The sequence below is a fragment of the Achromobacter sp. T5-5 genome, assembly GCF_055397965.1.
Genome location: NZ_AP027919.1, coordinates 5,927,180 through 5,950,867 on the forward strand (window position 1 = coordinate 5,927,180; position 23,688 = coordinate 5,950,867).

Consider the following 23,688-nt stretch of genomic DNA (forward strand, 5'->3'; position numbering starts at 1 on the left):
GCTTTTCAACGCCCGCTAACTTATCTGTTATTTATCTGCCGACTTAGCTGCCATGACCGACACCCCCGACCCTGCCGCCGTTTCGTCTCCTGCCGTCAAAGCCGCCGTGCTGTCCGAGGCTCTGCCGTATATCCGACGATTTCACGGCAAGACCATCGTGGTCAAGTACGGCGGCAACGCCATGACGGAAGAGCGCTTGCAGCGCAGCTTCGCGCACGATGTCGTGCTGCTCAAGCTGGTGGGTCTGAACCCGGTGGTGGTGCACGGCGGCGGTCCGCAGATCGATGACGCCCTGCGCCGCATCGGCAAGCAAGGCACCTTCATCCAGGGCATGCGCGTCACCGACGCCGAAACCATGGAAGTCGTGGAATGGGTGCTGGGCGGCCAGGTCCAGCAGGACATCGTCATGATGATCAACGAGGTCGGCGGCAAGGCCGTCGGCCTGACCGGCAAGGACGGTGGACTGATCCAGGCCCAGAAGAAGCTGATGGCCAACAAGGACAATCCGTCCGAGCCCATCGACATCGGCTTCGTCGGCGACATCACCATGGTCGAGCCGGCCGTCGTGAAGGCGCTGCAGGACGACCAGTTCATCCCCGTCATTTCGCCCATCGGCTATGGCGACGACGGCACGGCCTACAACATCAATGCCGACGTGGTCGCCGGCAAGATGGCCGAAGTCCTGGGCGCCGAAAAGCTGCTGATGCTGACCAACACCCCGGGCGTGCTGGACAAGAGCGGCAAGCTGCTGCGCAGCCTGTCCGCGCAGACCATCGACGAGCTCTTCGCCGACGGTACGATTTCCGGCGGCATGCTGCCCAAGATCTCGTCCGCGCTGGATGCCGCCAAGAACGGCGTGAACTCGGTGCACATCGTCGACGGCCGGGTGCCGCACTGCCTGCTGCTGGAAATCCTGACCGACCAGGGCGTCGGCACGATGATCAGCTCGCACTGATGGAGGCCGCGTCCGCGGCGCTTCCGATGCGAATCCATCGACAATTGCTGCGGCCGGCGGTGCGCCTGCGCCGCTCGCGCAGCCTCGCCACGGGCGATTCCGAACGCCTGTGGCTGTTCGACCTGGACAACACGCTTCACGACACGTCGCACGCCATCTTTTCCAGGATCGACCACGGCATGACAATGGCCGTGGCCGAAGCGCTCAACGTGGACGTGGATGCCGCCAACGTGGTGCGTTCGCAGTACTGGAAGCGCTACGGCGCCACCATGATCGGCATGGTGCGCCATCACGGCGTGGACGCCCACGAATTCCTGCATCGCAGCCACGACTTCGACGTCAAGCCGCTGGTGCGGTCGGAAAAGGCGCTGGCCTACAAGCTGCGCCGCCTGCCCGGCCGCAAGGTGCTGCTGACCAACGCGCCGCTGCATTACGCGCGCTCGGTGCTGTCGCACCTGGGCATCCTGCGCCAGTTCGACAGCCTGTGGGCCATCGAGCACATGCGCCTGCACGGCGAATACCGGCCCAAGCCTTCGGCTGCCCTGCTGCGCTACGTGCTGGCGCGCGAGGGCGTCCCCGCCCACCGCGCCGTGCTGGTGGAAGACACGCTGGCCAACCTGCGCGGCGCCCGCCTCGCGGGGCTGCGCACGGTTCACGTCTACCATCCCGGCACCCCCTTCGGCCGCGGACGATCGCACCGCCCGGCCTACGTCGACTTGCGGGTAAACTGCGTCAGTGATTTATTGTTACGCCGACGCCCCCTGCGGGGCTGACGGCGCGCTCCACCCCCCCTTCCCACCCGTCATCCTGCGCGAAGCAGTCCCTTCCATGGCGAGCAAACCCGGCGAGCGCAAGACCCAGATTCTGCAGACCCTGGCCGAGATGCTGGAGCAGCCGCACGCTTCCCGCATCACGACGGCCGCCCTGGCCGCGCGCCTGGAGGTCTCGGAAGCGGCGCTCTACCGGCATTTCGCGAGCAAGGCGCAGATGTTCGAAGGGCTGATCGAATTCATCGAGACCAGCATCTTCACGCTGGTGAACCAGATCGCCACCGCCGAACCCTATGGCGTGCCCCAGGCCCACAAGACCGTCGCGATGCTGCTGACCTTTTCGGAACGCAACAAGGGCATGACGCGGGTGCTGACCGGCGACGCGCTGGTCACGGAAGACAACCGGCTGCAGGAACGCATCAATCACATCAACGACCGGATCGAAGCGTCGCTCAAGCAGTCCCTGCGCATCGCCATCACCGACGGCGGCCTGCCCCAGGAAGCCAATGTCGCCGCGCACGCCAGCCTGCTGACGCACCTGGTCCTGGGCCGCTGGCTGCGCTATGCCCAGAGCGGCTGGCGCGTCGCCCCGACGCTGCATCTGGACGAACAGCTGCGTCTGGCCCTGGGCTGAATCGCCCGCATTCTTGCCGTTTCGCGCCGTTTCGCGCATCAATCGGCGCCGCTCCAGCGGCTTGATGGACGCGTCGCGCCCTGATTCGTTTGCGCGAATGCAACAGTCTTGCGCTTGCGGCGCCCGAAGGGCGACGAGCATAATGCCCATGACAAGTTTTCCACAAGCGCTGATCCCAATCCGTTTGCGCAACATCAATACGGGTTTTCCTCAATGCCGTCACGATCATCCTGTAGCGTCGACACACCGATTTGATTGACTCCCGTGCTCGCGGGCGGTGTTTCGTCAGTTTGACCACAACCGGAGAAGGATATGGCCGCGGAAACCGCTGTCCCCGCCTCGCAAGCCCCAAAGAAAGCCAAAGTTCCCATCGGCCTGATCGCCGGCATCCTTGTGATGATCGGCGTGTTGATGATGCCCCTGCCCGCAGACCTGCCCGTGGCCGGGCATCGCATGCTGGCAATCCTGGCATTTGCCGTGGTGGTCTGGATCACCGAAGCGGTTTCTTACGAAGCCAGCGCCATCATGATCACGACGCTGATGGCGTTCCTGCTGGGCACGGCGCCCACCATCAAAGACCCTAACGTCCTCTACGGCACCTCGGCCGCCATCAGCATGGCGCTGACCGGCTTTGCAAACTCGGCGCTGGCGCTCGTCACCGGCGCCTTGTTCATTGCCGCCGCCATGACCTTCACGGGGCTGGACCGGCGCATCGCGCTGGTGACGCTGTCCAAAGTGGGCACCAGCACCCGGCGCATCCTCATCGGATGTATCGCGGTCACCATCGTGCTCAGCCTGGTCGTGCCCAGCGCCACCGCGCGCAGCGCGGCCGTGGTGCCCATCATGATGGGCGTGATCGCGGCCTTCGGCGTGGACAAGCGCTCGAACATCGCAGCCGGCATCATGATCATCGTGGCGCAGGCCACGAGCATCTGGAACGTCGGCATCCAGACCGCCGCCGCGCAGAACCTGCTGACGGTCGGCTTCATGGAAAAGATGCTGGGCGAACGCGTGGCGTGGTCGGACTGGCTGATCGCCGGCGCCCCCTGGTCGCTGATCATGTCGGCGGTGCTGATCGTCATCGTGCTCAAGCTGCTGCCGCCCGAAAGCAACAGCATCGCCGGCGGCAAGGAAGCCGTCGAGAAGTCGCTGCTTGACCTTGGCCCCATGACCGGCGCGCAGAAGCGCCTGATGGCGGTGTCGATCATGCTGCTGCTGTTCTGGTCGACGGAAGGCAAGCTGCACAAGTTCGACACCACGTCGACCACTTACTTCGGCCTGGTGCTGCTGATGCTGCCGCGCTTTGGCGTGATGACGTGGAAGGACGTGCAATCGCGCATTCCATGGGGCACGGTGATCGTGTTCGGCGTGGGCATCAGCCTGGGCACCGCCCTCCTGACGACGCAGGCCGGCCAATGGCTGGGCAACCAGGTGGTGCAGCACACCGGTCTGGACCATCTGGGACCGCTCGCGATCTTCGCCATCCTGGCGGCCTTCCTCATCGTCATCCACCTGGGTTTTGCCAGCGCGACCGCGTTGACCTCGGCCATGCTGCCCATCCTGATTTCGGTGCTGGCGACGCTGCCGGGCGATTTCAGCCGACTCGGCATGACGATGCTGCTGGGCTTCGTGGTCAGCTATGGCTTCATCCTGCCGATCAACGCGCCGCAGAACATGGTGTGCCTGGGCACGGAGACTTTCAATGCCAAGCAGTTCGCAAAGGTCGGGATCATCGTCACCATCGTGGGCTATCTGCTGATGCTGCTGATGGGCATGACCTACTGGCGCTGGCTGGGCTGGCTGTAAGGAGTTGCCATGAGAATCACCATCGCCCAAGCCAACGAATACGGCCGCCGGATCTTGATGGCCCAAGGCGTGCCCGAGGATATCGCGCGGGACGTGGCCGAACATCTGGTCGAGTCCGACCGGGTGGGCTACACCAGCCACGGGCTGTCCATCCTGACGAATTACCGCCGCGTGCTGTCCGAGGGGCTGGCGCAGCCCGATGGCCGCCCCGAGCTGGTCAACGACCGCGGCGCGATGCTGGCCTACGACGGCCACCATGGACTCGGGCAGTACGTGGGCAAGGTCGTCATCGAGAAGGCGATCGAGCGCACGCAGGAACACGGGCAGTGCATCCTGACGCTGCGCCACAGCCATCACCTGGGCCGCATGGGCCATTTCGGCGAGATGGTGGCGGCCAAGGGGCTGATCCTGCTGGCGTTCACCAATGTGATCAACCGCTCGCCGACCGTCGCGCCTTTCGGCGGCGCGCAGGCGTGCCTGACCACCAATCCGCTGTGCTTCGCCGGACCGCTGCCGGGCGGCCGTCCGCCCTTTATCGTGGACATGGCCACCAGCTCGATCGCCGTGAACAAGGCCCGCGTGCTGGCCGCAAAGGGCGAACAGGCCCCGCCGGGGTCGCTGATCGACGCCGACGGCAACCCGACCACCGACCCGGGCGCGCTGTTCACCGATCCGCCGGGCGCGCTGCTGCCGTTCGGCGGGCACAAGGGGTATGCACTGGGCCTGGTGGCCGAACTGCTGGCCGGCGTGCTGTCCGGCGGCGGCACGATCCAGCCCGAACATCCGCGCATCGGCGTGGCGACGAACAACATGTTCGCGCTGCTGCTGGATCCGCAAGTCGACTTCAACACGGACTGGCGGTCGATGGAGGTGGGCGCATTCATCGACTACCTGCATGCCTGCAAGCCGCAGCCGGGGGTCGAATCCGTGCAGTATCCGGGTGAATACGAGGCGCGGAACCGGGCGGTCAATGCGGATTCGGTGGAGTTTGATAGCCGAATCTGGGATGGGCTGACGAAGCTGGCTACGGAATTGGGAGTGCCGGAGGCGTTGCCGGCTTAGGTTTTGCTGGGGTTTTCGTGGATGGGGTTGTTGCTGCTGGCGTTGAGGTGGGTTCTTGAGACGCCCGGCGCGGCGTGGGCCTGGGGCGGGCGGGGCTCCGGTTGCGGTCCGGAGCCTTCGCTCCGGACTGCCCCATCCTCATCCTCGTCCTCGCCTTCGGCGACTCCTTCGGATTCCGTCGGGCGCACCTGAACGCCCCGCCCACCCCAGGCCCACGCCACACCGGGCTCGGGTGGTTTCAGCTTTACGGGCGCTGGGGCGAATTGGGTTCTTTAGGTTCTTGCCTGCGCTGGTTGGGTGTTGGAGCGTCTTGCGGGGCCCGCCCCCGGCCGGCCGCGCGGGCGGCCTTTGGGGGCTTACGCGGGGTCTTGCGTCGGCGTGATGACGCTTCGCGTGTGGTGGCGCTGTGCCTGGGCTTTTGTTGGGGTTCCGCCGCGTCGGGCGACCTACGAAGATCTGATGTGACCTACGAAGACAGCATCAACGCCGCCATCACGTCTTCACTGACCGATGCCGGCTGATACTCATCATGATCCCGAACGCGATTCCCATCGTGAACAGCGCCGTCCCCCCGTAGCTCATGAACGGTAACGGCACGCCCACCACCGGCAGGATCCCCGTCACCATCCCGATGTTCACGAACACATAGATGAACATCATCATCGTCAGCGCCCCGGCCAGCAGGCGGCCGAACTGGGATGAGGCCCGGGAAGCGATCGTCAGGCCGCGGGCCATCATCAGGCCGTACAGCACCAGGATCGCGATGCCGCCATAAAGGCCGAATTCCTCGGCGTACACGGCAAAGATGAAGTCGGTCGTGCGTTCGGGAATGAAATCCAGGTGCGTCTGCGTCCCTTTCATATAGCCCTTGCCATACATGCCGCCCGAACCCACCGCGATCATCGACTGGATCGTGTGGAAGCCCTTGCCCAGCGGGTCCGAGCTGGGGTTGAGCAGCGTGCAGACGCGGTGCTTCTGGTAGTCGTGCAGCACGACCCAGTCCACATCGGGTTCGCAGAGCTGATCTTCGTAATAGACCAGCGTGCCGATGCCGATGACGCCGGCCAGCAAGACCGGCACCAGCAGCTTGAACGACAGCCCGGCGAAATAGATCACGAAGAAGCCGGCGCCGAAGACGAGCAGCGCCGTGCCCAGGTCGGGCTGCAGCACGATCAGGCCGAAGGGCGCGGCCAGCATCGCGGCGGCGGCCAGGAAGTCGCGTACGCGCACGGCGCCTTCGTGGCGCTGGAAGTACCAGGCCAGCATCATGGGCACCGCGATTTTCATCATTTCCGAAGGCTGGATGCGCGTGACGCCCAGGTTCAGCCAGCGGGTCGCGCCCTTGCTGGTCTCGCCGAAGAATTCGACGCCCAGCAGCAGCACGACGCCCACCACATAGAAGGGCAAGGCCAGCTTCATCAGGAGCTTGGGCGGTATCAGCGCCATCGTCCACATCGCGAAGAAGGCGATGATGAAGTTGCGCGACTGTTCCGCGAAGCGCCAGTCGGTGCCGCCGACGGCCGAATGCATCACCGTCAGGCCCAGCGCCGCGAACATCAGCAGGATGGCGAGCAGCGGCCAGTCGAAGGCCGTGAAGACGCGCAGCAGGATGAGGCCAAGACGCTTCATTGTTGGCGCACCAGATCGGAGGTGATGGTGTCGACGGTCGCCATGGCGTCCGCGGCCTCGGGCCGCACGATCTTGTCCTGGCGGTCCTTGGCCAGCCAGTAGTCGAACACCTTGCGCGCGACGGGGGCTGCCACGCTGGCGCCCCAGCCCGCGTTCTCGACGATCAGCGCCACGGCGATGCGCGGGTGTTCCAACGGGGCGAAGCCCATGAAGAGCGCGTGGTCGCGCAGGCGCTCATCGATGGCGCTGGCGCGGTAGTGGCCGCCGCGCAGGCTGAACACCTGCGCGGTGCCGGTCTTGCCGGCGGCCTGGTAGGGGGTGTTGGCGAACGCGCGGCGCGCCGTGCCGGCCTTCACCACGTCGGCCATGGCGTTCTTGATCACGTCCACGTTGGCCTGCTTGAGCGGAATGCGGTAGTCGGGCGGCGCCTCGGTGGGCTTGGCCACGCCCGTGCGCGAGTCGCGCACCGCGTGCACCAGGTGCGGACGGCGGTACAGGCCGTCGTTGGCCAGCGTGGACGTGCCCTGCGCCAGCTGCAGCAGCGTGAAGGCGTTGTAGCCCTGCCCGACCGCCACGGAGATCGTTTCGCCCGCGTACCAGCGCTGGCGCTCCTTGTCCTTGTAGGCCGCGCGCTTCCAGTCGGTGGACGGCAGCACGCCGCGTTTCTCGCCTTCCAGGTCGATGCCGGTGATCTGGCCGAATCCGAACTGCTTGGTGAAGTCGTGCAGCGCGTTCACGCCGATCTCGGGGCCGAGCGAGTAGAAATAAGTGTCGGAGGACACGACAATGGCCTTGTGCATGTCCGTCATGCCGTAGGCGGCGCCCCCCGCGTTGCGGAATTTCTGTCCGCCGAATTCGTAATAGCCGGGGTCCGAGATGCGGTCGGTCGCGCGGCGCTTGCCCAGCTCCAGCGCGGCCAGGCCCACGAACGGCTTGTATGTGGATCCGATGGGATATGTGCCGTACAGGGGACGGTTGATCAGCGGATGGTCCGGCGATTCGTTCAGCATGCGCCAGTTGTCCACGTCGATGCCGTCCACGAACAGGTTGGGGTCGAAGGACGGCTGCGACACGAAGGCCAGGACCTCGCCCGTGTCCGGATCGATGGCGACCAGCGCGCCGCGCTGTCCCGCGAACGCCTCTTCGGCCACCTTCTGCAGGCCCATGTCGATGGACAGCATGATGTCCGAGCCCGGCACCGGATCGATGCGGCGCAACGTGCGCATGGGGCGGCCGCCGGCGGTGACTTCGACTTCTTCCAGGCCCGTGCGTCCGTGCAGTTGTTCTTCCCAGGTCTTTTCGATGCCCTTCTTGCCGATGACCTCGGTGCCGCGATAGTTGCCGAGCTGTCCGGCGCGGTCCAGCTCTTCGATGTCGTTGTCGGCGATGCGGCCGATGTAGCCCACCACGTGCGCGGCGGACACGCCTTGCGGGTACTCGCGCACCCAGCGGGCGCGCAATTCCACGCCAGGGAACTGGAACGCGTGCGCGGCGAACCAGGCCGCCTCGGTGTCGTTCAGGTTGTTGCGCAATTGCAGGCTGGCGTAGCGGCTGGACTCGGCCGCGCGGCGCTTGAAGCGGCGCTGGTCGGACGGGCTGATGTAGACGACCTGGGTCAGGCGCTCGAAGAGTTCGTTCATGTTGCCCGCCTGCGCGGGCACGACTTCGAGGGTGTAGGTGCGATAGTTGCGGGCCAGGACCTCGCCGTTGCGGTCCAGGATCTCGCCGCGGCGGGGCGGGATCGGCACGACCGCGATGCGGTTGCGGTCAGCGCGTTCGGACAGGCCTTCGTAGCGGTCGACCTGCAGGTACCAGAACCGGCCCACCAGCACTCCAAAGCAGACCAGCGCAAAGGCGCCACCCACCCAGGCGCGCAGGCGGAAGCGCTGCTTCTGCTGCTGGCCGGTTTTCTTGAATTCAAACATGACGCAACGCCGCGGTCAGGCGGAGGAAGATTCGGCGTCGTCGACACCGCGTTGCGGCAGGTGCAGCACCCAGCCCGCCAACGGCCACAGGGCGGTCGTCAGCAACACGCTGATGCCCCACTCCCAGCCCGGCCATTTTCCGGCCAGCCACGCGTGGATGATCTGGGTCAGGAAACGGGCGATGAAGAACACAGGCAGCATGTGCATCGCCTGGCTCCAGAGATCGAACCGCTGCAGGCGGCGATGCAGGACGACGGCGCCGTAGGCCACGAGCGTGTAGGACAAGGCATGCTCGCCCAGCAGGCCGGCATCGTGCACGTCCATCAGCAGGCCGAAGAAGAAGGCCGTGAACAGGCCGACGCGGCGCGGCTCGTGGACGCACCAGAAGGCGATGATGAGCAGCAGCACGTCGGGCGCGCCCTGCCACAGGCGCCACGGCAGCAACGACACCAGCCATGCGAGGAGCACGGTGCCCCACACGAACACGGCGTGCGCCGGGCCGGACAGCCTGTCGGGATGCACGTTGCTGGGCGTGCCCAGCCGGCGCGCGGACTGGCCAGCAGCTTGTTGGTTACTCCGATCCACCGGAATCGACCTCCTGACGGTTGGATTCGGCGCGATCCACATCCACCTGTAGAACCAGGAAGTGGCGATAGCGTTCGGGGTGGGCCAGCGGTTCACACACGGCGCGCGCGAAGCCCGATGCGGTATCGCGTTCCACCGAGGTCACCTTGGCCACGGGCAGGCCGGCGGGGAACAGGCCGCCGACGCCGCTGGTGACAATAGTATCCCCTTCCTTGATGTCGGCATTGGCCGCCAGGTAGCGCACTTCCATCTTGCCGGGCGAATTGCCGCCGAACGCGATGAGGCGCAGTCCGTTGCGCAGCAGTTGCACGGGAATGGAGACCTGCTCGTCGGTGACGAGCGCCGCCTCGGCGGTCATGGGCGTCACGCGCACGATCTGGCCGACCACCCCGCCTTCGTCGATCACGGGCATGCCCGGTGCGAGCCCGTCCTTGCTGCCCTTGTTGAAGACCAGGCGCTGGGTGAAGGCGTTGGTGGGCTCGTACATGACTTCGACCACCACGGCGGACTGCGCCACGGTGTCCGTCACGCCCAGCAGGCGACGCAGTTGGGAGTTTTCGGCGGCCAGTTGGGCCGCATGGGAGGCCACCTGCGCCAGTTCGATGCGCTGGCGCTGCAGGGCCTCGTTTTCGCTGCGGATGAGATTGGCCGCGTTGACCCACTCATTGACTTGCTGGACCAGGTCGCGCGGCGCCATGACGGCGCGCTGGAAAGGATAAAGCGCCACGGAAATCGCCCGGCGCGCCGGTTCCAGCATGCGCCATTGCGAATCCATGACGATCAGAGCCAGGGCCAGGACGACCAGAACAACGAGCCGCACCTCGGCTGGTGGGCCGCGCCTGAATAGGGGGGGAGTCCCTTGTCGTTGCATGAATCTCAGCCCGGGCGCCCGCGTCCGAGGCCCCCGCAGCGGCCGGAGCCAGAAAAAAGCGGGGCTCCGGGCTGGCGGGCAATATTAGTCGTTGATGAAGATGGCGCCCAGTTTCTCAAGGTGTTCGAGCGCCTCGCCGCAACCGCGCACGACGCAGGTCAGGGGATCGTCGGCCACCACGACCGGCAGGCCGGTTTCTTCCTGGAGCAGTCGGTCCAGGTCGCGCAGCAATGCGCCGCCGCCGGTCAGGGCGATACCCTTGTCGGTGATGTCGGCGCCCAGCTCGGGCGGCGTCTGTTCCAGGGCGATCTTGACGGCGGACACGATCTGGTTGAGCGGATCGGTCAGCGATTCCAGGATCTCGTTGGACGACACCGTGAAGCTGCGCGGCACGCCTTCGGCCAGGTTGCGGCCCTTGACTTCGATTTCGCGGACTTCGGAACCCGGGAACGCCGAGCCGATTTCCTTCTTGATCAGTTCGGCCGTGGGTTCGCCGATCAGCATGCCGTAGTTGCGGCGGATGTAGTTGACGATGGCTTCGTCGAACTTGTCGCCGCCGACGCGCACGGAACCCTTGTAGACCATGCCGCCCAGCGAGATGACGGCCACTTCGGTGGTGCCGCCGCCGATGTCGACGACCATCGAACCGCTGGCGTCGGACACGGCCAGGCCGGCGCCGATGGCGGCGGCCATGGGTTCTTCGATCAGGAAGACGTGCGAAGCGCCGGCGCCCAGCGCCGATTCACGGATGGCGCGGCGTTCGACCTGGGTGGAGCCGCAAGGCACGCAGACGATGATCCGCGGGCTGGGGGCCAGCATGTTGCGGGGGTGCACCATGCGAATGAACTGCTTGAGCATCTGCTCGGTCACCGTGAAGTCGGCGATCACGCCGTCCTTCATGGGCCGGATGGCCTCGATGTTGCCGGGAACTCGGCCGAGCATCTGCTTGGCTTCGTGCCCGACGGCCTGGATGATCTTCTTGCCGTGGGGGCCGCCTTCATGACGGATTGCGACCACGGACGGTTCATCGAGCACGATGCCCTTGCCGCGGACGTAAATCAGCGTATTGGCGGTACCGAGGTCAATCGCCATATCGCTGGAAAAATAACTGCGCAGGAATCCGAACATGGGAGCTCAGCTAAATTCTGGGGGGAATTGGGGTCATGCCGCGGGGCGTCTGGCCCGCAAAACAACGGGTCCGCCTGTCATCACGGCGATTAAACCGTGAATCATAACTTATAATTTCCCCGGAAATAGCGCATAAATGCAGGCTATTCAAGCTTTGTAACGGGTTCGGCGTATGCATACTGCCCAGTCCCGCCCCTCGGCCTTCGCTTATCGATTTTGCAATCCCCCATGGCGCTCAATGACACAGAAGTGGCCCGCATTGCCCGGCTGGCCAGAATCGAACTGACCCCCGACCAGCGCACCGTCGCGCAGGCCGAACTCAACGGCATCCTCCACCTGATCGAACGGCTCCAGTCCGTCGATACCCAAGGCGTCGAACCCCTGGCGCATCCCTTGTCCGCCCACGAGGACATCGTATTGCGCCTGCGTGAAGACGCCGTGACCGAAGCCGGTTCGGAAGCCCGCCGCCAGGAACTGCTGGCCAACGCGCCCGACGCCCAGGACGGCCTGTTCCTGGTTCCCAAGGTCCTGGAATAAGTCATGACGAAACCTGCCCTGCACACCCAATTCGAGGGGATCGCCGGCCTGCGCGCGGCCCTCGCCCAGCGCGAAGTCAGCGCCGTCGACCTGGCGCAAAGCGCCCTGTCGGCCGCCGAAGCGGCCAGCGGCCTGAATACCTTTTTACATATTGACGCCGAATTGACGCTCGCCCAGGCGCGCGCGGCCGATGCCGCCCTGGCGGCCGGCACCGCGGGTCCGCTGGCCGGTATCCCGATCGCCCACAAGGACGCGTTCGTCACGCGCGGCTGGCGCACCACCGCGGGCAGCAAGATGCTCGAAGGCTACGTCAGCCCGTTCGACGCCACCGTCGTGGAACGCCTGGGCGCGGCTGGCGCCGTGTCGCTGGGCAAGCTGAACTGCGATGAATTCGCCATGGGGTCCGGCAACGAGAACTCCGCCTACGGCGCAGTCAAGAACCCCTGGGACCCCGCGGCCGTGCCCGGCGGCTCCTCGGGCGGTTCCGCCGCCGCCGTGGCTGCGCGCCTGGTGGCGGCGGCCACCGGCACGGACACCGGCGGCTCGGTGCGCCAACCCGCCGCCCTGTGCGGCGTGAGCGGCATCAAGCCCACGTACGGCACCGTCTCGCGCTACGGCATGGTGGCCTTCGGCTCCAGCCTGGACCAGGCCGGCCCGCTGGCCCCCAGCAGCCGCGACCTGCTCGAGCTGCTGGACGTCATCAGCGGGTTTGACCCGCGCGACGCCACCAGCCTGGAAAAATGCGACGGCGCGGTCAATGCGCCCGGCCGCGTGCGCCGCGACTTCGACGCGGCCCAAGGCCGTTTCGACGCGGCCGGCAGCCAGCCCCTGAAGGGCCTGCGCATCGGCGTGCCGGAAGAATATTTCGGCGCGGGCCTCGCCCCCGACGTGGCGGCCGCCGTGCAGGCCGCGCTGGCGCAGTTCGAGGCGCTGGGCGCCGTGCGCGTGCCGGTCTCGCTGCCGCGCACCGAACTGGCTATCCCCGCCTATTACGTGATCGCCCCCGCCGAAGCGTCCAGCAACCTGGCCCGCTACGACGGCGTGCGCTACGGCCATCGCGCCAAGCAGTACGGCGACCTGAACGAAATGATCAGCCGCTCGCGCGCCGAAGGCTTCGGCGACGAGGTCAAGCGCCGCATCCTGATCGGCACCTACGTGCTGTCCCATGGCTACTACGACGCCTACTACCTGCAGGCCCAGCGCCTGCGCCGCCTGATCGCGCAGGACTTCCAGCGCGCCTTTGCCGGCCAGTGCGACGTCATCATGGGCCCGGTCACGCCCACGGTCGCCAAGAACATCGGCGACAACCGCGACGACCCGACCGCCGACTGGCTGGCCGACGTCTACACGCTGGGCGTCAGCCTGGCGGGCCTGCCCGCCATGTCGATTCCTTGCGGCTTCGGCGGAGAGCGCGGTTTGCGCCCCATCGGCCTGCAGATCATCGGCAACTACTTCGACGAAGGCCGCCTGCTGGCCATCGCCGACCGCTACCAACACGTGACGGACTGGCATCAGCGTGCCCCTGTCCAGCAAGGCTGAGAACATGAACTGGGAAATCGTCATCGGCCTGGAAACGCACACGCAGCTTTCCACGGACTCCAAGATTTTTTCGGGCAGCAGCACGCGATTCGGCGCCGCGCCCAACACGCAGGCCAATGAAGTCGACCTGGCCCTGCCGGGCAGCCTGCCGGTCATGAACCGCGGCGCGGCCGAACGCGCCATCCGCTTCGGCCTGGCCGTGGGCGCCAAGATCGCGCCGCGCTCGGTCTTTGCGCGCAAGAACTACTTCTACCCCGACCTGCCCAAGGGCTACCAGATCAGCCAGTACGAGCTGCCGGTGGTGGTGGGCGGTTCGCTGTCGTTCTTTGTCGGCGAAGAGGAAAAGACCGTCAACCTGACGCGCGCCCACCTGGAAGAAGACGCGGGCAAGTCCCTGCACGACGACTTCAGCCTGTCCAATGGCGGCCCGGCCAGCGGCATCGACCTGAACCGCGCCGGCACCCCGCTGCTGGAGATCGTGACCGAGCCCGAAATGCGCTCCGCGGCCGAGGCCGTGGCCTACGCCCGCGCGCTGCACAGCCTGGTCGTCTGGCTGGGCATCTGCGACGGCAACATGCAGGAAGGCTCGTTCCGCTGCGACGCCAACGTGTCGGTGCGCCCCGTGGGCCAGAAGGAATTCGGCACCCGCACCGAGATCAAGAACGTCAACTCGTTCCGCTTCCTGGAACGCGCCATCATCTATGAAGCGCGCCGCCAGATCGAGCTGATCGAGGACGGCGGCACGGTCGTCCAGGAAACCCGCCTGTACGACGCCGACCGCGACGAAACCCGCAGCATGCGCAGCAAGGAAGACGCGCACGACTACCGCTACTTCCCCGATCCCGACCTGCCCACGCTGGTGATCTCCAGCGAATGGGTCGACGAGGTCCGCGCCGCCATGCCCGAGCTGCCGGCCGCCCAGCGCGCCCGCTTCGAGTCCGAGTACGGCCTGCCCGCCTACGACGCCGCCCAACTGACCGTCAGCCGCGACCTGGCCGCCTACTTCCAGGCCGTCGCGAACGCGCTGCCGGCCGGCCAGGCCAAGCTCGCGTCCAACTGGGTCATGGGCGAAGTCGCCGCCGCGCTCAACAAGGAAGAAAAGACCATCGCCGAATCGCCCGTCGCGGCGCCGGCGCTGGCGGCCCTGATCGGCCGCATCATCGACGGCACGATCTCCAACAAGATCGCGCGCGAAGTCTTTGGCGCCATGTGGGCCGGCGAAAACGGCGGCGACGCGGACGCCATCATCGAGGCCCGCGGCCTGAAGCAGATCAGCGACACGGGCGCCATCGGCGCCATGATCGACGAGGTGCTGGCCGCCAACCCGGCCATTGTCGATGAGTACCGCGCGGGCAAGCAGAAGGCGTTCAACTCGCTGGTCGGCCAGATCATGAAGGCCGCCCGCGGCAAGGCGAACCCGCAGCAGGTCAACGATTTGCTCAAGCAGAAGCTGGATAGCTGATCGACGGGCCAGCCCGTCATCACGGGGCCGGCGCAATATCAGACCAATCCGAAGGCCGCGGCATCTTGTCGCGGCCTTTTGTTTGGCCAAGAATGGTCTGGTCGATATTGCCCCAGGGATTTGGCCATGACACCTCCATACCTGTCCATTCCGCACGAACAAGTCGCGCAGCGACTGGATGAACTCATCGAAGCCGCCCACACCGGCACCCGTGTCGTCATCACACGGGACGGCATGGCCTATGCCCAGCTTCGGCAAGTCAATCCGTTGCTGACCGAAGAGGCGCACCGCGCGCTCGAAGGCCTCAAGCAGACCAAAGGGATCCCTTACGTGGACGAAGCCACCTGGTGGTATGCCGTCAAGGGGATACACGAATGAAGCTCGTGCTCGATGCGTCGGTCGCCCTGAGTTGGCTGCAACTGCCCAGCCAGACATGCAGCGCTCAAGCGCTCGCCATCCTGGAAGACCTGACAGACGAACCCGCGCTCGTCCCATTGATTTGGGCGCTGGAAGTCGCGCAGGGTGCACTGCGCATCGAGCGGCAGCAACAATCCACGCCAGACATGCTGGCTGCGTTCTTCGCTCGATTGAACAAGGCGCCGGTGATCCATGAGTCGCGCCACGCCACCGCCTGGCTGTCCCGCAGCATATCGCTTGCGCGGCAACACGCGCTCACGGTGTACGACGCGTCCTACCTGGAACTCGCCCTGTGGCAAGGCGCCGCGTTGGCCACTTTCGACAAGCGGCTGGCGCAGGCGGCGCATGCCTGCGATGTGGTCGTGATCGGAATGGACAAGCCGGCCAACCGGCTCGAATCCCCGGTCACTCACTACGAAAGCCGGCAGGCAAGTCGCCGGCCCCGCCTTACTTCACCCCGTACTTCGCCCGATAAGCCTGCACGGCATCGCGGTGCTCGGCAAACGCCGCGTCGTCCTGCAGCAGCGCCATGATGTCCGCCAGCGACGCAATCGCCACCACCGGAATGCCGTAGGTCTTGGCCACGTCCTGCACGGCCGAATGCGGCGACAGCGCGTCGTCCGGGCCCGCGCGTTCCATGCGGTCCATGGCGATCAGCACCGCGGCCGGCTCCGCGCCAGCCGCGCGGATGATTTCAACCGACTCGCGCACCGAGGTCCCTGCCGTGATCACGTCATCGATGATGACGACCTTGCCCTTGAGCGGGGCGCCGACCAGCGTGCCACCTTCGCCGTGGTCCTTGGCTTCCTTGCGGTTATAGGCAAAGGGCACGTCGTTTCGGCCCTGCAGGTCCGGATGGCTGGCCAGCGCCACGGCCGTCGCGGTCGACAGGGGGATGCCCTTGTAGGCGGGCCCGAAAAGCATGTCGAACGCCACACCGGCGTCCAGCAGCGCCTGCGCATAGAACTGCGCCAGCTTGCCAACCGAGCGGCCGCTATTGAAAAGGCCGGCGTTGAAAAAATAGGGACTCATCCGGCCGGACTTGACCTTGAAGCTGCCAAAGCGCAGCACACCCTCGTTCAAGGCGAAGCGGACGAAATCCAGGGCGGTGACGGAGGACGGGGCGGCGGGCATGCAAGTAGATCCGGTAAAGGGAAGACCCCGCATTTTATCCGCTGTCGGGGCTCATCCGGACCATCGCCGCCGAGTCGGTTAAATTCCTGGCATTGTCCGCCACCGGCGGCCGCATTACAGGAGTTTCGCTTTGCTGCGCATCACGTCGATCAACCTCAATGGCATCCGGTCCGCCTTCAAAAAGGGCCTGCAACCGTGGATGGAAAAGCACGCCGCCGACGTGCTGTGCCTGCAGGAGATCAAGGTTTCCCACGAGGACCTGACTGACGACCTGCGCCATCCGCCTGGTTATACCGGCCACTTTCACCATGCCGTGAAAAAGGGCTACAGCGGGGTGGGCATCTACCTGCGCGATGCCGCCGAGCGCGTGAACCACGGCCTGGGCTGCGAGGAATTCGACCCTGAAGGCCGCATCATCCGCGCCGACTGGAAGGACCTGTCGATCATCAGCGCGTACCTGCCCTCGGGCTCCAGCGGCGACGAACGCCAGCAGGCGAAGTACCGCTTCCTGGACCGGTTCGGCCCGTGGATCGACGCCCTGATGCACGAACACAAGACGACCGGCCGCGAATTCGTCATTTGCGGCGACTGGAACATCGCCCACAAGGAAATCGACCTGAAGAACTGGAAGGGCAACATGAAGAATTCGGGCTTTCTGCCCGAAGAACGCGCCTGGCTGACTGACGTCTTCGACAAGCGCGGTTTCGTGGACGTGTTTCGCACCATCGACGACCGGCCCGACCAGTACACCTGGTGGAGCAACCGGGGCCAGGCCTGGGCAAAGAACGTCGGGTGGCGTATCGATTACCAGATCGCCACGCCGGGCATCGCCGCCAAGGCACGCAGCGTCGCCATCTACAAGGACGAACGCTTCTCGGATCATGCGCCCCTGACGATCGATTACGACACGACCTTGCGAGCCTGATTTTTCTCAATAAATTAATGGGGACGCAATGCGTTCCCGTTCGCCGCAATGCCGCCCGTGCGGGCTCGCCGGCGGCATGCCGCCTCGGCAAAACATCGGACGCTCTCCTATGAGCGTATCGGGCATTTAAATGGGGACATATTAATTTCCCCTGAAAATTCAAGCCTGACAAGCATCGGCGGCCGCTATCCGCCGATATCCGGGGATACTCCCGCATTATTGCGTCCCCATTTATTGGCTTGCAAAAATCCGTTTGATATCAATGCGATGGCGCGATTTTCCGCTTTGCGCAGGGCAACATTTTGCCCCTACAATCGCCGCACCAATCAGGTGCAGTCTTGCACCAAAACAAACTGATAGCGCCCCAATCTGGCGCAATTTCCGCACCTATTCGAAGCGCCCCCGAGGAGATCATGGTGAAAGTGCAGAGTCTGGACGACTTCCTGCGTGGCGTCGCCGCGCGCGACCCGCAGCAACCCGAGTACATGCAAGCCGTCCAGGAGGTGATGCTCAGTCTGTGGCCTTTCGTCGAAAAGCATCCCCACTATGCCGAACACGCCTTGCTGGAGCGCCTGGTCGAGCCGGAACGCGTCATCCAGTTCCGCGTTTGCTGGACCGACGACCAGGGCCGCGCCCAGGTCAACCGCGCCTTCCGCATCCAGCACAGCTCCGCGATCGGCCCCTTCAAGGGCGGCATGCGTTTTCATCCCTCGGTGAACCTGTCGATCCTGAAGTTCCTGGCCTTTGAACAGACCTTGAAGAACTCGCTGACCACGCTGCCCATGGGCGGCGGCAAGGGCGGCTCGGATTTCGATCCCAAGGGCAAGTCCGACGCCGAAGTCATGCGTTTCTGCCAGGCGCTGATGATCGAGCTGTACCGCCACCTGGGTCCGGACACCGACGTTCCCGCCGGCGATATCGGCGTGGGCGCGCGTGAGGTCGGTTTCATGGCCGGCATGATGAAGAAGCTGTCCAATTCGACCGCCAGCGTCTTCACCGGCAAGGGCCTGACCTTCGGCGGCAGCCTGATCCGCCCCGAAGCCACGGGCTACGGCACCGTCTACTTTGCCGAGGAAATGCTCAAGCGTGTGGGCAAGTCCTTCGACGGGCTGCGCGTATCGGTGTCGGGCTCCGGCAATGTGGCGCAATACGCCATCGAGAAGGCGATGTCGCTGGGCGCACGCGTGGTCACGGTGTCGGATTCGAGCGGCACGGTCGTGGACGAGGCGGGCTTCAATCACGAAAAGCTCGTGGCGCTGATGCACATCAAGAATGACCTGCGCGGCCGCCTGGACACCTACGCCCGCCAGTTCGGACTGCAGTACGAAGCCGGCAAGCGTCCGTGGCACGTGCCCGTCGATGTCGCCCTGCCCTGCGCCACGCAGAATGAGCTGGAACTGGCCGATGCGCAGACGCTCATCAAGAACGGCGTGCTGTGCGTCGCCGAAGGCGCCAACATGCCCGCCACGCTGGACGCCGCCAAGGCCTTCATCGCCGCGCGCGTGCTGTATGCGCCGGGCAAGGCCAGCAACGCCGGCGGCGTGGCCGTATCGGGCCTGGAAATGGCCCAGAACTCGGCCCGCCTGTCGTGGACCCGCGACGAAGTCGACGCCCGCCTGCACGCCATCATGCGCGACATCCACGAAAACTGCGTGCGCCACGGCCACACCGAGCGCGAGTACGTCAACTATCTGGACGGCGCCAACATCGCCGGCTTCGTCAAGGTCGCGGACGCGATGCGCCAGCAAGGCCTGTATTGAGCCGGGCCCGTTGATCCGCGCCCGTTGATCCGGGCCTGTTGATCCAGGCCCATTCATCCGCGCCCGCGGAGCCCGCACCGCCCGACGGCCCATCCCGGCTTCCCGGGCGGTACATAAGGAAAGGCCGACTCGCTGAGTCGGCCTTCTTTTTGCCTGAGACGGCGGGAGCAAGGGGGCCTTGCGCCCGCTTCAACGCCCGCATCCGCGCCGGCATCCGCACCCCACTGCGCGGCCTTGCCCGCCCGCGCAGATCAGTGCTTCATGGCGCCATGGTCGTGGCTCATGCCGGGATTGTGCGAAGCCGGCTTGACCTTGAACTCCACGGCGACTTCGCCCGCCTTTTCGAACTTGAGCGTGGCCGGCACGGTGGCGCCATCCTTGAACGGGGCCTTCAGCTTGATGAACATGACGTGATAACCGCCCGGGCTGAGCTTGACCCCGCCGTCAGCGGGCAGCGGGATGCCGCCGTCGACCTGGCGCATCCGGGACACGCCGTTTTCGGTCTGCACGGTGTGCAGTTCCACGCGTTCCGCGGCGTCCGAGGTCACCGACACCAGGCGGTCCGGCGCCTTGGCGTCGTTGTCGATATCCATGTACCCCGCGCCGTTGGCCTGGCCCGGCGCGGAGGCGCGAACCCAGAGGTCATCGACCTCGATCTGTCCAACCTTGTAGTCCTTGGCCCACGCCGTGCCGGCGGTGCACAGGCCAATAGCGGCAATGGCGACAAACTTGCGGAAGTGCATTGGTGTCCTCCTGAGACGTTAACGACGCCTGACCAGGCTGCGCGCGGCTGACAGAACCGAGTCGGTCAAGGCTTCCATCGCCTCGGAGTTTACCCGCCAATGCTGCCAGTAGAGCGGCACGTCCTCCCAGGCGCGGCCGCGCAGCAGGACCAGTTGACCGGCGTCAAGGTGCTCCTGCACGAGCGGCAGCGGGTTCATCGTCCAGCCCAATCCGCCCAGCGTGGCCTGCACGAAGGCCCGCGTCGAGGGGACCCACCACACCGGCGGCTCCCACGGCGCGGGGTCCGCGATCTTGTGGGCAAAGCGCGCCTGCAGGGCGTCCTTGCGGTTGAACACCAGCACCGGCGCCTGCGCCAGGGTCTGCGCATTGACGCCCGAGGAAAAGTAGCGCTTGTGGAAGTCGGGCGTGCACGTGGCCACGTAGCGCATGCTGCCCAGCGCGTGGATGCGGCAACCCTGCACCGGATCGGCCAGCGTGGTCACGGCGCCCAGCACCGACCCGTTGCGCAGCAGCGCGGCGGTGTGGTCCTGGTCTTCGGACAGCATGTCCAGCGTGGCGCGGGTGCGTGTCGAGAACTGCAGGGCCGCATCGACGAACCAGGTTTCCAGGCTGTCGTGATTGACCGCGATGGGAATGCTGGCGTGCGGCACGTCGTCGTCGGCCACGCCCAGCCGGTTCAGCGCGTCGTGCTCCAGCAGCGCGGTCTGTTCGGCCAGCTGGACCAGCACCTGGCCGTCCGCGGTGGCTGCGGCGGGCACGGTGCGCTGGACCAGCAGCCGGCCCATCCGGTCTTCCAGCGCCTTGATGCGCTGCGACACCGCCGACGGCGTCACGCTCAGGGACAACGCCGCCCGTTCGAAGCTGCCTTCGCGCACCACCGCCGCCAACGCGCGCAGGTTCCCGTGGTCGATTTTCATTGGATTAGAAATACTTAATATAGTGAAGGAAAATTAGCTGTATTTCATACACATGGCAAGGGAAAATGACGCATTGCCGAACGCTCCCCGCGTCCGGCCAGCCATCAAAGCGCCGCCACAGGCGTTGCAGTCACAGGTAATCGCATCATGTTCGCCACCTTGTCATCCCCCGCATTCCTCACCGCCTGGGTCAGCGGCACCGCCACCGGCCTGGGCCTGTTCGCCGTGGTGGGCGCGCAAAGCGCGTTCATCCTGCGCCAGGGGTTGATGCGCGCGCACCTCCTGAGCGTCGTCGCCATCTGCGCGCTGATCGACGCCGTCTTCATTTTTGCCAGCGTGTCCGGCCTGCAAGCCCTGACGGCCTCGTTTCCCTGGCTGACGACTGCCGTATTGTGGTTCGGCGTGGCCTTCCTGACCTGGTACGCGGCCCAATCCGCGCGCCGCGCATGGACCGCGACGGGCGGCCTGGCCGCGGCCCGCGACGTAGTCCCTTCGCGCCGTGCCGCCGTGCTGGGCGCCCTGGGCTTTTCGCTGCTCAATCCGCACTTCTGGCTGGACATGGTGGTGGTCGGTTCGCTGGCACACGGTTTCGAGGATGCGCGCATGGCCTTCGCCGCGGGCGCCTTCACGGCCAGCCTGCTGTGGTTGGCGGTGCTGGGCATCGGCTCGCGGCTCTTTGCCCCTTTCTTTGCCAGCGCCACGGCCTGGCGCGTGCTGGACGGCGTCATCGCCGTGGTCATGGCCGGCCTGGCGCTCAGCCTGGCCATCAAGGGCGTCTGACTCTCTCACCCCCCTGCTCGTCGCCGCCCTCGCCCGCACGGGCGGGACGCAAAAAAGCCCGGCTGATGCCGGGCTATGTCTTCGAATCGCCGGTTCCCGCGGCGCGGCCGCCTGGCAGGAGAGCCAGCGCGGGCGGCGCGCCACGGGGCGACGTGGGCCTCAGACGATCGTCAGCGTCACATCGATATTGCCGCGCGTCGCATTGGAATACGGGCAGACGATGTGCGCCGCCGCCACCAGCTTTTCCGCTTGCTCGCGGTCCAGGCCCGGCAGCGAGATCTTCAGCTCGACTTCGATGCCGAAACCGGTGGGGATCGCGCCGATGCCGACGTTGCCGTTGACCGAGACGTCCGCGGGGATCGCGATCTTGTCGCGGTTGGCGACGAACTTCATGGCGCCCAGGAAGCAGGCCGCGTATCCAACGGCGAACAGTTGCTCCGGGTTGGTGCCCGCGGCGCCGGCGCCGCCCAGTTCGCGCGGCGTGGTCAGCTTGACGTCCAGGTTGCCGTCGTCGCTGACGCCACGGCCTTCACGGCCTCCGGTTGCGGTGGCGCTGGCACGGTAGAGGACTTTTTCGATGGACATGGTGCGTTTCCTTTTGGATGAAAAGTGGGACTGCTTGCCTTCTCGGGACCCATTCCCGGTTCGGCGGTTACCGCTGACTTGCCATTGCAATACTGCCATTTCAATATCGCACGATCATATCGTGCACTACTTATTAGACCGGACGATGACAGGCATCGTCCTGGCTTCTCAAAGACTTTCGACCAGCTTCTCCCGCAGCGCATGCAACGTCTTCATCATGCCCTGCGCCTCGTCCAGCGAGCACTGCGCGGCCGCGGCGACCGAATGGGGCACGGCTTCAGCCTTTTCCCGCAGGTCGCGGCCCTGTCTGGTCAGGCCTACTATCACCTGGCGTTCGTCGTCCACGGCGCGCTGGCGCGTCACCAGGCCCGCGGCCTCCAGGCGCTTGAGCAGCGGCGTGAGCGTGGCGGAGTCCAGGAACAGGCGGTCGCCGATATCCGTCACCGTGATCTCGTCGCCCTCCCACAGCACCAGCATCACCAGGTACTGCGGGTAGGTCAGATCCAGCCCGCGCAACAGCTTGCGGTACACCTTGTTCATCGCCAGCGAGGTCGAGTACAGGGCGAAGCACAACTGGCTGTCCAGCAGCAGCGGGTTGAAAGCGCCTTTGGTCTTGGTTCTGGATTTCATGGCGCAATATTAAATAGCGCGCGATTTATCGTCAAGCCTTTTTTCGGGCAATCCGCGCGGCTCAGGCCGCCTGCTCTCCTTCCGCCCCGCCGCGGTCCGAGCCGTAGAGCTTCAGGCCGTCCAGGTCCAGCACCCGCACCGCCCCATATTCCACGTTCAGCAGGCCGGCTTCCTCGAGCTTGCGCAGCGCCTGATTGGCGCGCTGACGCGAAACCCGGGCCAGATAGCCGACTTCTTCCTGCGTAATGGTCAGGCGCATGCCCATCCCGGGATACAGCAAAGGGTTGAAGAGCTCGGCCAGGCAGCGGGCGACGCGCGCATCGGGGTCCAGCAGGCGGTCGTACTCCGCCTTGCCGATGAACTGCGCGACGCGCTCGTTCAATTGGTGGAGCAGATAGCGGTTGAAGGGAATACTGGTATCCAGCAACCAGTCGAAGGTCGTGCCGGGCAGGCGGGCCACGACCGAATCGCGCAGCGCAACGATGTCGTACTTGCGGACCTCGCGCTTGAGCAGCGACCCCTCGCCGATCCAGCCGCCGGCGGGCACGCCGGTCAGCGAAGCGACCTTGCCTTCGGAATTGCCGACCGACACCTTGACCAACCCCGCGAGTACGCCGATCCAAGCCTGTGCGAGTTCGCCTTTGCGCTCTATGATCGACCCGGCAACCACCTGCTGCACGGATAGGTCCCGCTCCACGCGCGCTTGCTGTTCGGCGTTGAGCACGCGAAACCAGGCGGCGGCGAGTTGCAGGGAGTCGGATAGCTGCATCGGGAATACCCTAAAAGGTCCTTGAATGTCGCGATGGTGACAGTTGGTAGCAACCCAACCTTATACCTTAACTGCTGCCGTAAATCTAAAACCAACTGGTCAAGCTCGCCGACGCCACCGCCGT

At 65.6% G+C, this 23,688-nt stretch carries 24 protein-coding genes; 13 read left to right on the forward strand and 11 right to left on the reverse strand.

The window, feature by feature from the left end:
• The first annotated feature begins 52 nt into the window (after positions 1 to 52).
• The 5 genes from argB (at position 53) to ACZ50Q_RS26825 (ending at position 5,227) form a co-directional block, all read left to right on the forward strand.
• The gene (gene argB, locus ACZ50Q_RS26805) at positions 53 to 955 is read left to right on the forward strand and encodes an acetylglutamate kinase (protein WP_076518513.1); all 903 of its coding nucleotides are present in this window, start codon (positions 53 to 55) and stop codon (positions 953 to 955) included.
• Between the two features lie 26 nt (positions 956 to 981).
• Positions 982 to 1,728, forward strand: a complete 747-nt coding sequence (locus ACZ50Q_RS26810; RefSeq protein ID WP_076521904.1) for a pyrimidine 5'-nucleotidase — start codon at positions 982 to 984, stop codon at positions 1,726 to 1,728.
• A 55-nt stretch (positions 1,729 to 1,783) separates the two neighbouring features.
• A complete protein-coding gene (gene slmA, locus ACZ50Q_RS26815) occupies positions 1,784 to 2,359 on the forward strand; it encodes a nucleoid occlusion factor SlmA (protein ID WP_076518512.1) in 576 nt (191 codons plus the stop codon).
• 312 nt (positions 2,360 to 2,671) lie between these two features.
• Positions 2,672 to 4,165 carry a DASS family sodium-coupled anion symporter gene (locus ACZ50Q_RS26820; RefSeq protein ID WP_076518511.1) on the forward strand — a complete coding sequence of 498 codons (1,494 nt, stop codon included), beginning with the start codon at positions 2,672 to 2,674 and terminating at the stop codon, positions 4,163 to 4,165.
• A gap of 9 nt (positions 4,166 to 4,174) precedes the next feature.
• Positions 4,175 to 5,227 (forward strand): Ldh family oxidoreductase, encoded by a 1,053-nt coding sequence (locus ACZ50Q_RS26825; protein ID WP_464080032.1) that lies wholly within the window; start codon positions 4,175 to 4,177, stop codon positions 5,225 to 5,227.
• 492 nt (positions 5,228 to 5,719) lie between these two features.
• Here the strand turns inward: ACZ50Q_RS26825 and rodA are convergent, their stop codons facing one another.
• The 5 genes from rodA to ACZ50Q_RS26850 all read right to left on the reverse strand — a co-directional run bounded on the left by rodA (position 5,720) and on the right by ACZ50Q_RS26850 (position 11,365).
• Positions 5,720 to 6,856 (reverse strand): rod shape-determining protein RodA, encoded by a 1,137-nt coding sequence (gene rodA / locus ACZ50Q_RS26830; RefSeq protein ID WP_092579257.1) that lies wholly within the window; start codon positions 6,854 to 6,856, stop codon positions 5,720 to 5,722.
• The gene (gene mrdA / locus ACZ50Q_RS26835) at positions 6,853 to 8,781 is read right to left on the reverse strand and encodes a penicillin-binding protein 2 (protein WP_464080033.1); all 1,929 of its coding nucleotides are present in this window, start codon (positions 8,779 to 8,781) and stop codon (positions 6,853 to 6,855) included. Before mrdA ends, rodA begins: the two co-directional genes overlap by 4 nt.
• 15 nt (positions 8,782 to 8,796) lie before the next feature.
• Entirely contained in the window at positions 8,797 to 9,303 is a 507-nt protein-coding gene (mreD, locus tag ACZ50Q_RS26840) for a rod shape-determining protein MreD (protein WP_156902912.1), read from the reverse strand.
• Between the two features lie 49 nt (positions 9,304 to 9,352).
• Positions 9,353 to 10,237, reverse strand: a complete 885-nt coding sequence (gene mreC / locus ACZ50Q_RS26845) for a rod shape-determining protein MreC (RefSeq protein ID WP_076518506.1) — start codon at positions 10,235 to 10,237, stop codon at positions 9,353 to 9,355.
• A gap of 84 nt (positions 10,238 to 10,321) precedes the next feature.
• Positions 10,322 to 11,365, reverse strand: coding sequence for a rod shape-determining protein (locus ACZ50Q_RS26850; RefSeq protein WP_006216320.1), 1,044 nt, complete (start codon positions 11,363 to 11,365; stop codon positions 10,322 to 10,324).
• A 228-nt stretch (positions 11,366 to 11,593) separates the two neighbouring features.
• Between ACZ50Q_RS26850 and gatC the strand changes: the two genes are divergently transcribed.
• From gatC to ACZ50Q_RS26875, 5 genes are all read left to right on the forward strand, one after another.
• On the forward strand, positions 11,594 to 11,902 hold the full coding sequence (gene gatC, locus ACZ50Q_RS26855; RefSeq protein ID WP_464080034.1) for an Asp-tRNA(Asn)/Glu-tRNA(Gln) amidotransferase subunit GatC: 309 nt from the start codon (positions 11,594 to 11,596) through the stop codon (positions 11,900 to 11,902).
• Between the two features lie 3 nt (positions 11,903 to 11,905).
• Positions 11,906 to 13,441, forward strand: a complete 1,536-nt coding sequence (gene gatA / locus ACZ50Q_RS26860) for an Asp-tRNA(Asn)/Glu-tRNA(Gln) amidotransferase subunit GatA (protein WP_092579259.1) — start codon at positions 11,906 to 11,908, stop codon at positions 13,439 to 13,441.
• A 4-nt stretch (positions 13,442 to 13,445) separates the two neighbouring features.
• A complete protein-coding gene (gene gatB / locus ACZ50Q_RS26865) occupies positions 13,446 to 14,903 on the forward strand; it encodes an Asp-tRNA(Asn)/Glu-tRNA(Gln) amidotransferase subunit GatB (RefSeq protein WP_076521903.1) in 1,458 nt (485 codons plus the stop codon).
• Between the two features lie 126 nt (positions 14,904 to 15,029).
• On the forward strand, positions 15,030 to 15,281 hold the full coding sequence (locus ACZ50Q_RS26870; RefSeq protein WP_092579261.1) for a hypothetical protein: 252 nt from the start codon (positions 15,030 to 15,032) through the stop codon (positions 15,279 to 15,281).
• The gene (locus tag ACZ50Q_RS26875; protein WP_464080035.1) at positions 15,278 to 15,853 is read left to right on the forward strand and encodes a type II toxin-antitoxin system VapC family toxin; all 576 of its coding nucleotides are present in this window, start codon (positions 15,278 to 15,280) and stop codon (positions 15,851 to 15,853) included. The genes ACZ50Q_RS26870 and ACZ50Q_RS26875 overlap by 4 nt, the downstream gene beginning before the upstream one ends.
• On the opposite strand, the gene pyrE is transcribed toward ACZ50Q_RS26875, so the two are convergent.
• Positions 15,768 to 16,454, reverse strand: coding sequence for an orotate phosphoribosyltransferase (gene pyrE / locus ACZ50Q_RS26880; RefSeq protein WP_464080036.1), 687 nt, complete (start codon positions 16,452 to 16,454; stop codon positions 15,768 to 15,770). The two genes, ACZ50Q_RS26875 and pyrE, sit on opposite strands and share 86 nt — an antisense overlap.
• 130 nt (positions 16,455 to 16,584) lie before the next feature.
• Between pyrE and ACZ50Q_RS26885 the strand changes: the two genes are divergently transcribed.
• Both ACZ50Q_RS26885 and gdhA read left to right on the forward strand, forming a co-directional pair.
• A complete protein-coding gene (locus tag ACZ50Q_RS26885; protein ID WP_076518502.1) occupies positions 16,585 to 17,379 on the forward strand; it encodes an exodeoxyribonuclease III in 795 nt (264 codons plus the stop codon).
• A gap of 413 nt (positions 17,380 to 17,792) precedes the next feature.
• On the forward strand, positions 17,793 to 19,139 hold the full coding sequence (gene gdhA, locus ACZ50Q_RS26890) for an NADP-specific glutamate dehydrogenase (RefSeq protein ID WP_092579265.1): 1,347 nt from the start codon (positions 17,793 to 17,795) through the stop codon (positions 19,137 to 19,139).
• 251 nt (positions 19,140 to 19,390) lie between these two features.
• Here gdhA and ACZ50Q_RS26895 read toward each other — a convergent pair whose 3' ends face one another.
• Together ACZ50Q_RS26895 and ACZ50Q_RS26900 are read right to left on the reverse strand one after the other, a co-directional pair.
• The gene (locus tag ACZ50Q_RS26895) at positions 19,391 to 19,882 is read right to left on the reverse strand and encodes a copper chaperone PCu(A)C (RefSeq protein WP_092579267.1); all 492 of its coding nucleotides are present in this window, start codon (positions 19,880 to 19,882) and stop codon (positions 19,391 to 19,393) included.
• A gap of 18 nt (positions 19,883 to 19,900) precedes the next feature.
• Positions 19,901 to 20,800 carry a LysR family transcriptional regulator ArgP gene (locus tag ACZ50Q_RS26900; RefSeq protein WP_076518499.1) on the reverse strand — a complete coding sequence of 300 codons (900 nt, stop codon included), beginning with the start codon at positions 20,798 to 20,800 and terminating at the stop codon, positions 19,901 to 19,903.
• Positions 20,801 to 20,947: 147 nt separating this feature from the next.
• Between ACZ50Q_RS26900 and ACZ50Q_RS26905 the strand changes: the two genes are divergently transcribed.
• A complete protein-coding gene (locus ACZ50Q_RS26905) occupies positions 20,948 to 21,580 on the forward strand; it encodes a LysE/ArgO family amino acid transporter (protein WP_464080037.1) in 633 nt (210 codons plus the stop codon).
• 159 nt (positions 21,581 to 21,739) lie between these two features.
• Here ACZ50Q_RS26905 and ACZ50Q_RS26910 read toward each other — a convergent pair whose 3' ends face one another.
• The 3 genes from ACZ50Q_RS26910 to ACZ50Q_RS26920 form a co-directional block, all read right to left on the reverse strand.
• Complete coding sequence (locus tag ACZ50Q_RS26910) at positions 21,740 to 22,165, reverse strand: organic hydroperoxide resistance protein (protein ID WP_092579271.1); 426 nt, start codon at positions 22,163 to 22,165, stop codon at positions 21,740 to 21,742.
• 168 nt (positions 22,166 to 22,333) lie between these two features.
• Complete coding sequence (locus ACZ50Q_RS26915; RefSeq protein WP_076518496.1) at positions 22,334 to 22,795, reverse strand: MarR family winged helix-turn-helix transcriptional regulator; 462 nt, start codon at positions 22,793 to 22,795, stop codon at positions 22,334 to 22,336.
• Between the two features lie 61 nt (positions 22,796 to 22,856).
• Positions 22,857 to 23,564, reverse strand: coding sequence for a Crp/Fnr family transcriptional regulator (locus ACZ50Q_RS26920; protein WP_076518495.1), 708 nt, complete (start codon positions 23,562 to 23,564; stop codon positions 22,857 to 22,859).
• Positions 23,565 to 23,688 lie beyond the last annotated feature (124 nt).

Coding starts and splice junctions, on each gene's coding strand:
- argB (WP_076518513.1), top strand. CDS start 53: ATGACCGACACCCCCGACCCTGCCGCCGTTTCGTCTCCTGCCGTCAAA.
- ACZ50Q_RS26810 (WP_076521904.1), top strand. CDS start 982: ATGCGAATCCATCGACAATTGCTGCGGCCGGCGGTGCGCCTGCGCCGC.
- slmA (WP_076518512.1), top strand. CDS start 1,784: ATGGCGAGCAAACCCGGCGAGCGCAAGACCCAGATTCTGCAGACCCTG.
- ACZ50Q_RS26820 (WP_076518511.1), top strand. CDS start 2,672: ATGGCCGCGGAAACCGCTGTCCCCGCCTCGCAAGCCCCAAAGAAAGCC.
- ACZ50Q_RS26825 (WP_464080032.1), top strand. CDS start 4,175: ATGAGAATCACCATCGCCCAAGCCAACGAATACGGCCGCCGGATCTTG.
- rodA (WP_092579257.1), bottom strand. CDS start 6,856: ATGAAGCGTCTTGGCCTCATCCTGCTGCGCGTCTTCACGGCCTTCGAC.
- mrdA (WP_464080033.1), bottom strand. CDS start 8,781: ATGTTTGAATTCAAGAAAACCGGCCAGCAGCAGAAGCAGCGCTTCCGC.
- mreC (WP_076518506.1), bottom strand. CDS start 10,237: ATGCAACGACAAGGGACTCCCCCCCTATTCAGGCGCGGCCCACCAGCC.
- ACZ50Q_RS26850 (WP_006216320.1), bottom strand. CDS start 11,365: ATGTTCGGATTCCTGCGCAGTTATTTTTCCAGCGATATGGCGATTGAC.
- gatC (WP_464080034.1), top strand. CDS start 11,594: ATGGCGCTCAATGACACAGAAGTGGCCCGCATTGCCCGGCTGGCCAGA.
- gatA (WP_092579259.1), top strand. CDS start 11,906: ATGACGAAACCTGCCCTGCACACCCAATTCGAGGGGATCGCCGGCCTG.
- gatB (WP_076521903.1), top strand. CDS start 13,446: ATGAACTGGGAAATCGTCATCGGCCTGGAAACGCACACGCAGCTTTCC.
- ACZ50Q_RS26870 (WP_092579261.1), top strand. CDS start 15,030: ATGACACCTCCATACCTGTCCATTCCGCACGAACAAGTCGCGCAGCGA.
- ACZ50Q_RS26875 (WP_464080035.1), top strand. CDS start 15,278: ATGAAGCTCGTGCTCGATGCGTCGGTCGCCCTGAGTTGGCTGCAACTG.
- pyrE (WP_464080036.1), bottom strand. CDS start 16,454: ATGCCCGCCGCCCCGTCCTCCGTCACCGCCCTGGATTTCGTCCGCTTC.
- gdhA (WP_092579265.1), top strand. CDS start 17,793: ATGGTGAAAGTGCAGAGTCTGGACGACTTCCTGCGTGGCGTCGCCGCG.
- ACZ50Q_RS26895 (WP_092579267.1), bottom strand. CDS start 19,882: ATGCACTTCCGCAAGTTTGTCGCCATTGCCGCTATTGGCCTGTGCACC.
- ACZ50Q_RS26900 (WP_076518499.1), bottom strand. CDS start 20,800: ATGAAAATCGACCACGGGAACCTGCGCGCGTTGGCGGCGGTGGTGCGC.
- ACZ50Q_RS26905 (WP_464080037.1), top strand. CDS start 20,948: ATGTTCGCCACCTTGTCATCCCCCGCATTCCTCACCGCCTGGGTCAGC.
- ACZ50Q_RS26910 (WP_092579271.1), bottom strand. CDS start 22,165: ATGTCCATCGAAAAAGTCCTCTACCGTGCCAGCGCCACCGCAACCGGA.
- ACZ50Q_RS26915 (WP_076518496.1), bottom strand. CDS start 22,795: ATGAAATCCAGAACCAAGACCAAAGGCGCTTTCAACCCGCTGCTGCTG.
- ACZ50Q_RS26920 (WP_076518495.1), bottom strand. CDS start 23,564: ATGCAGCTATCCGACTCCCTGCAACTCGCCGCCGCCTGGTTTCGCGTG.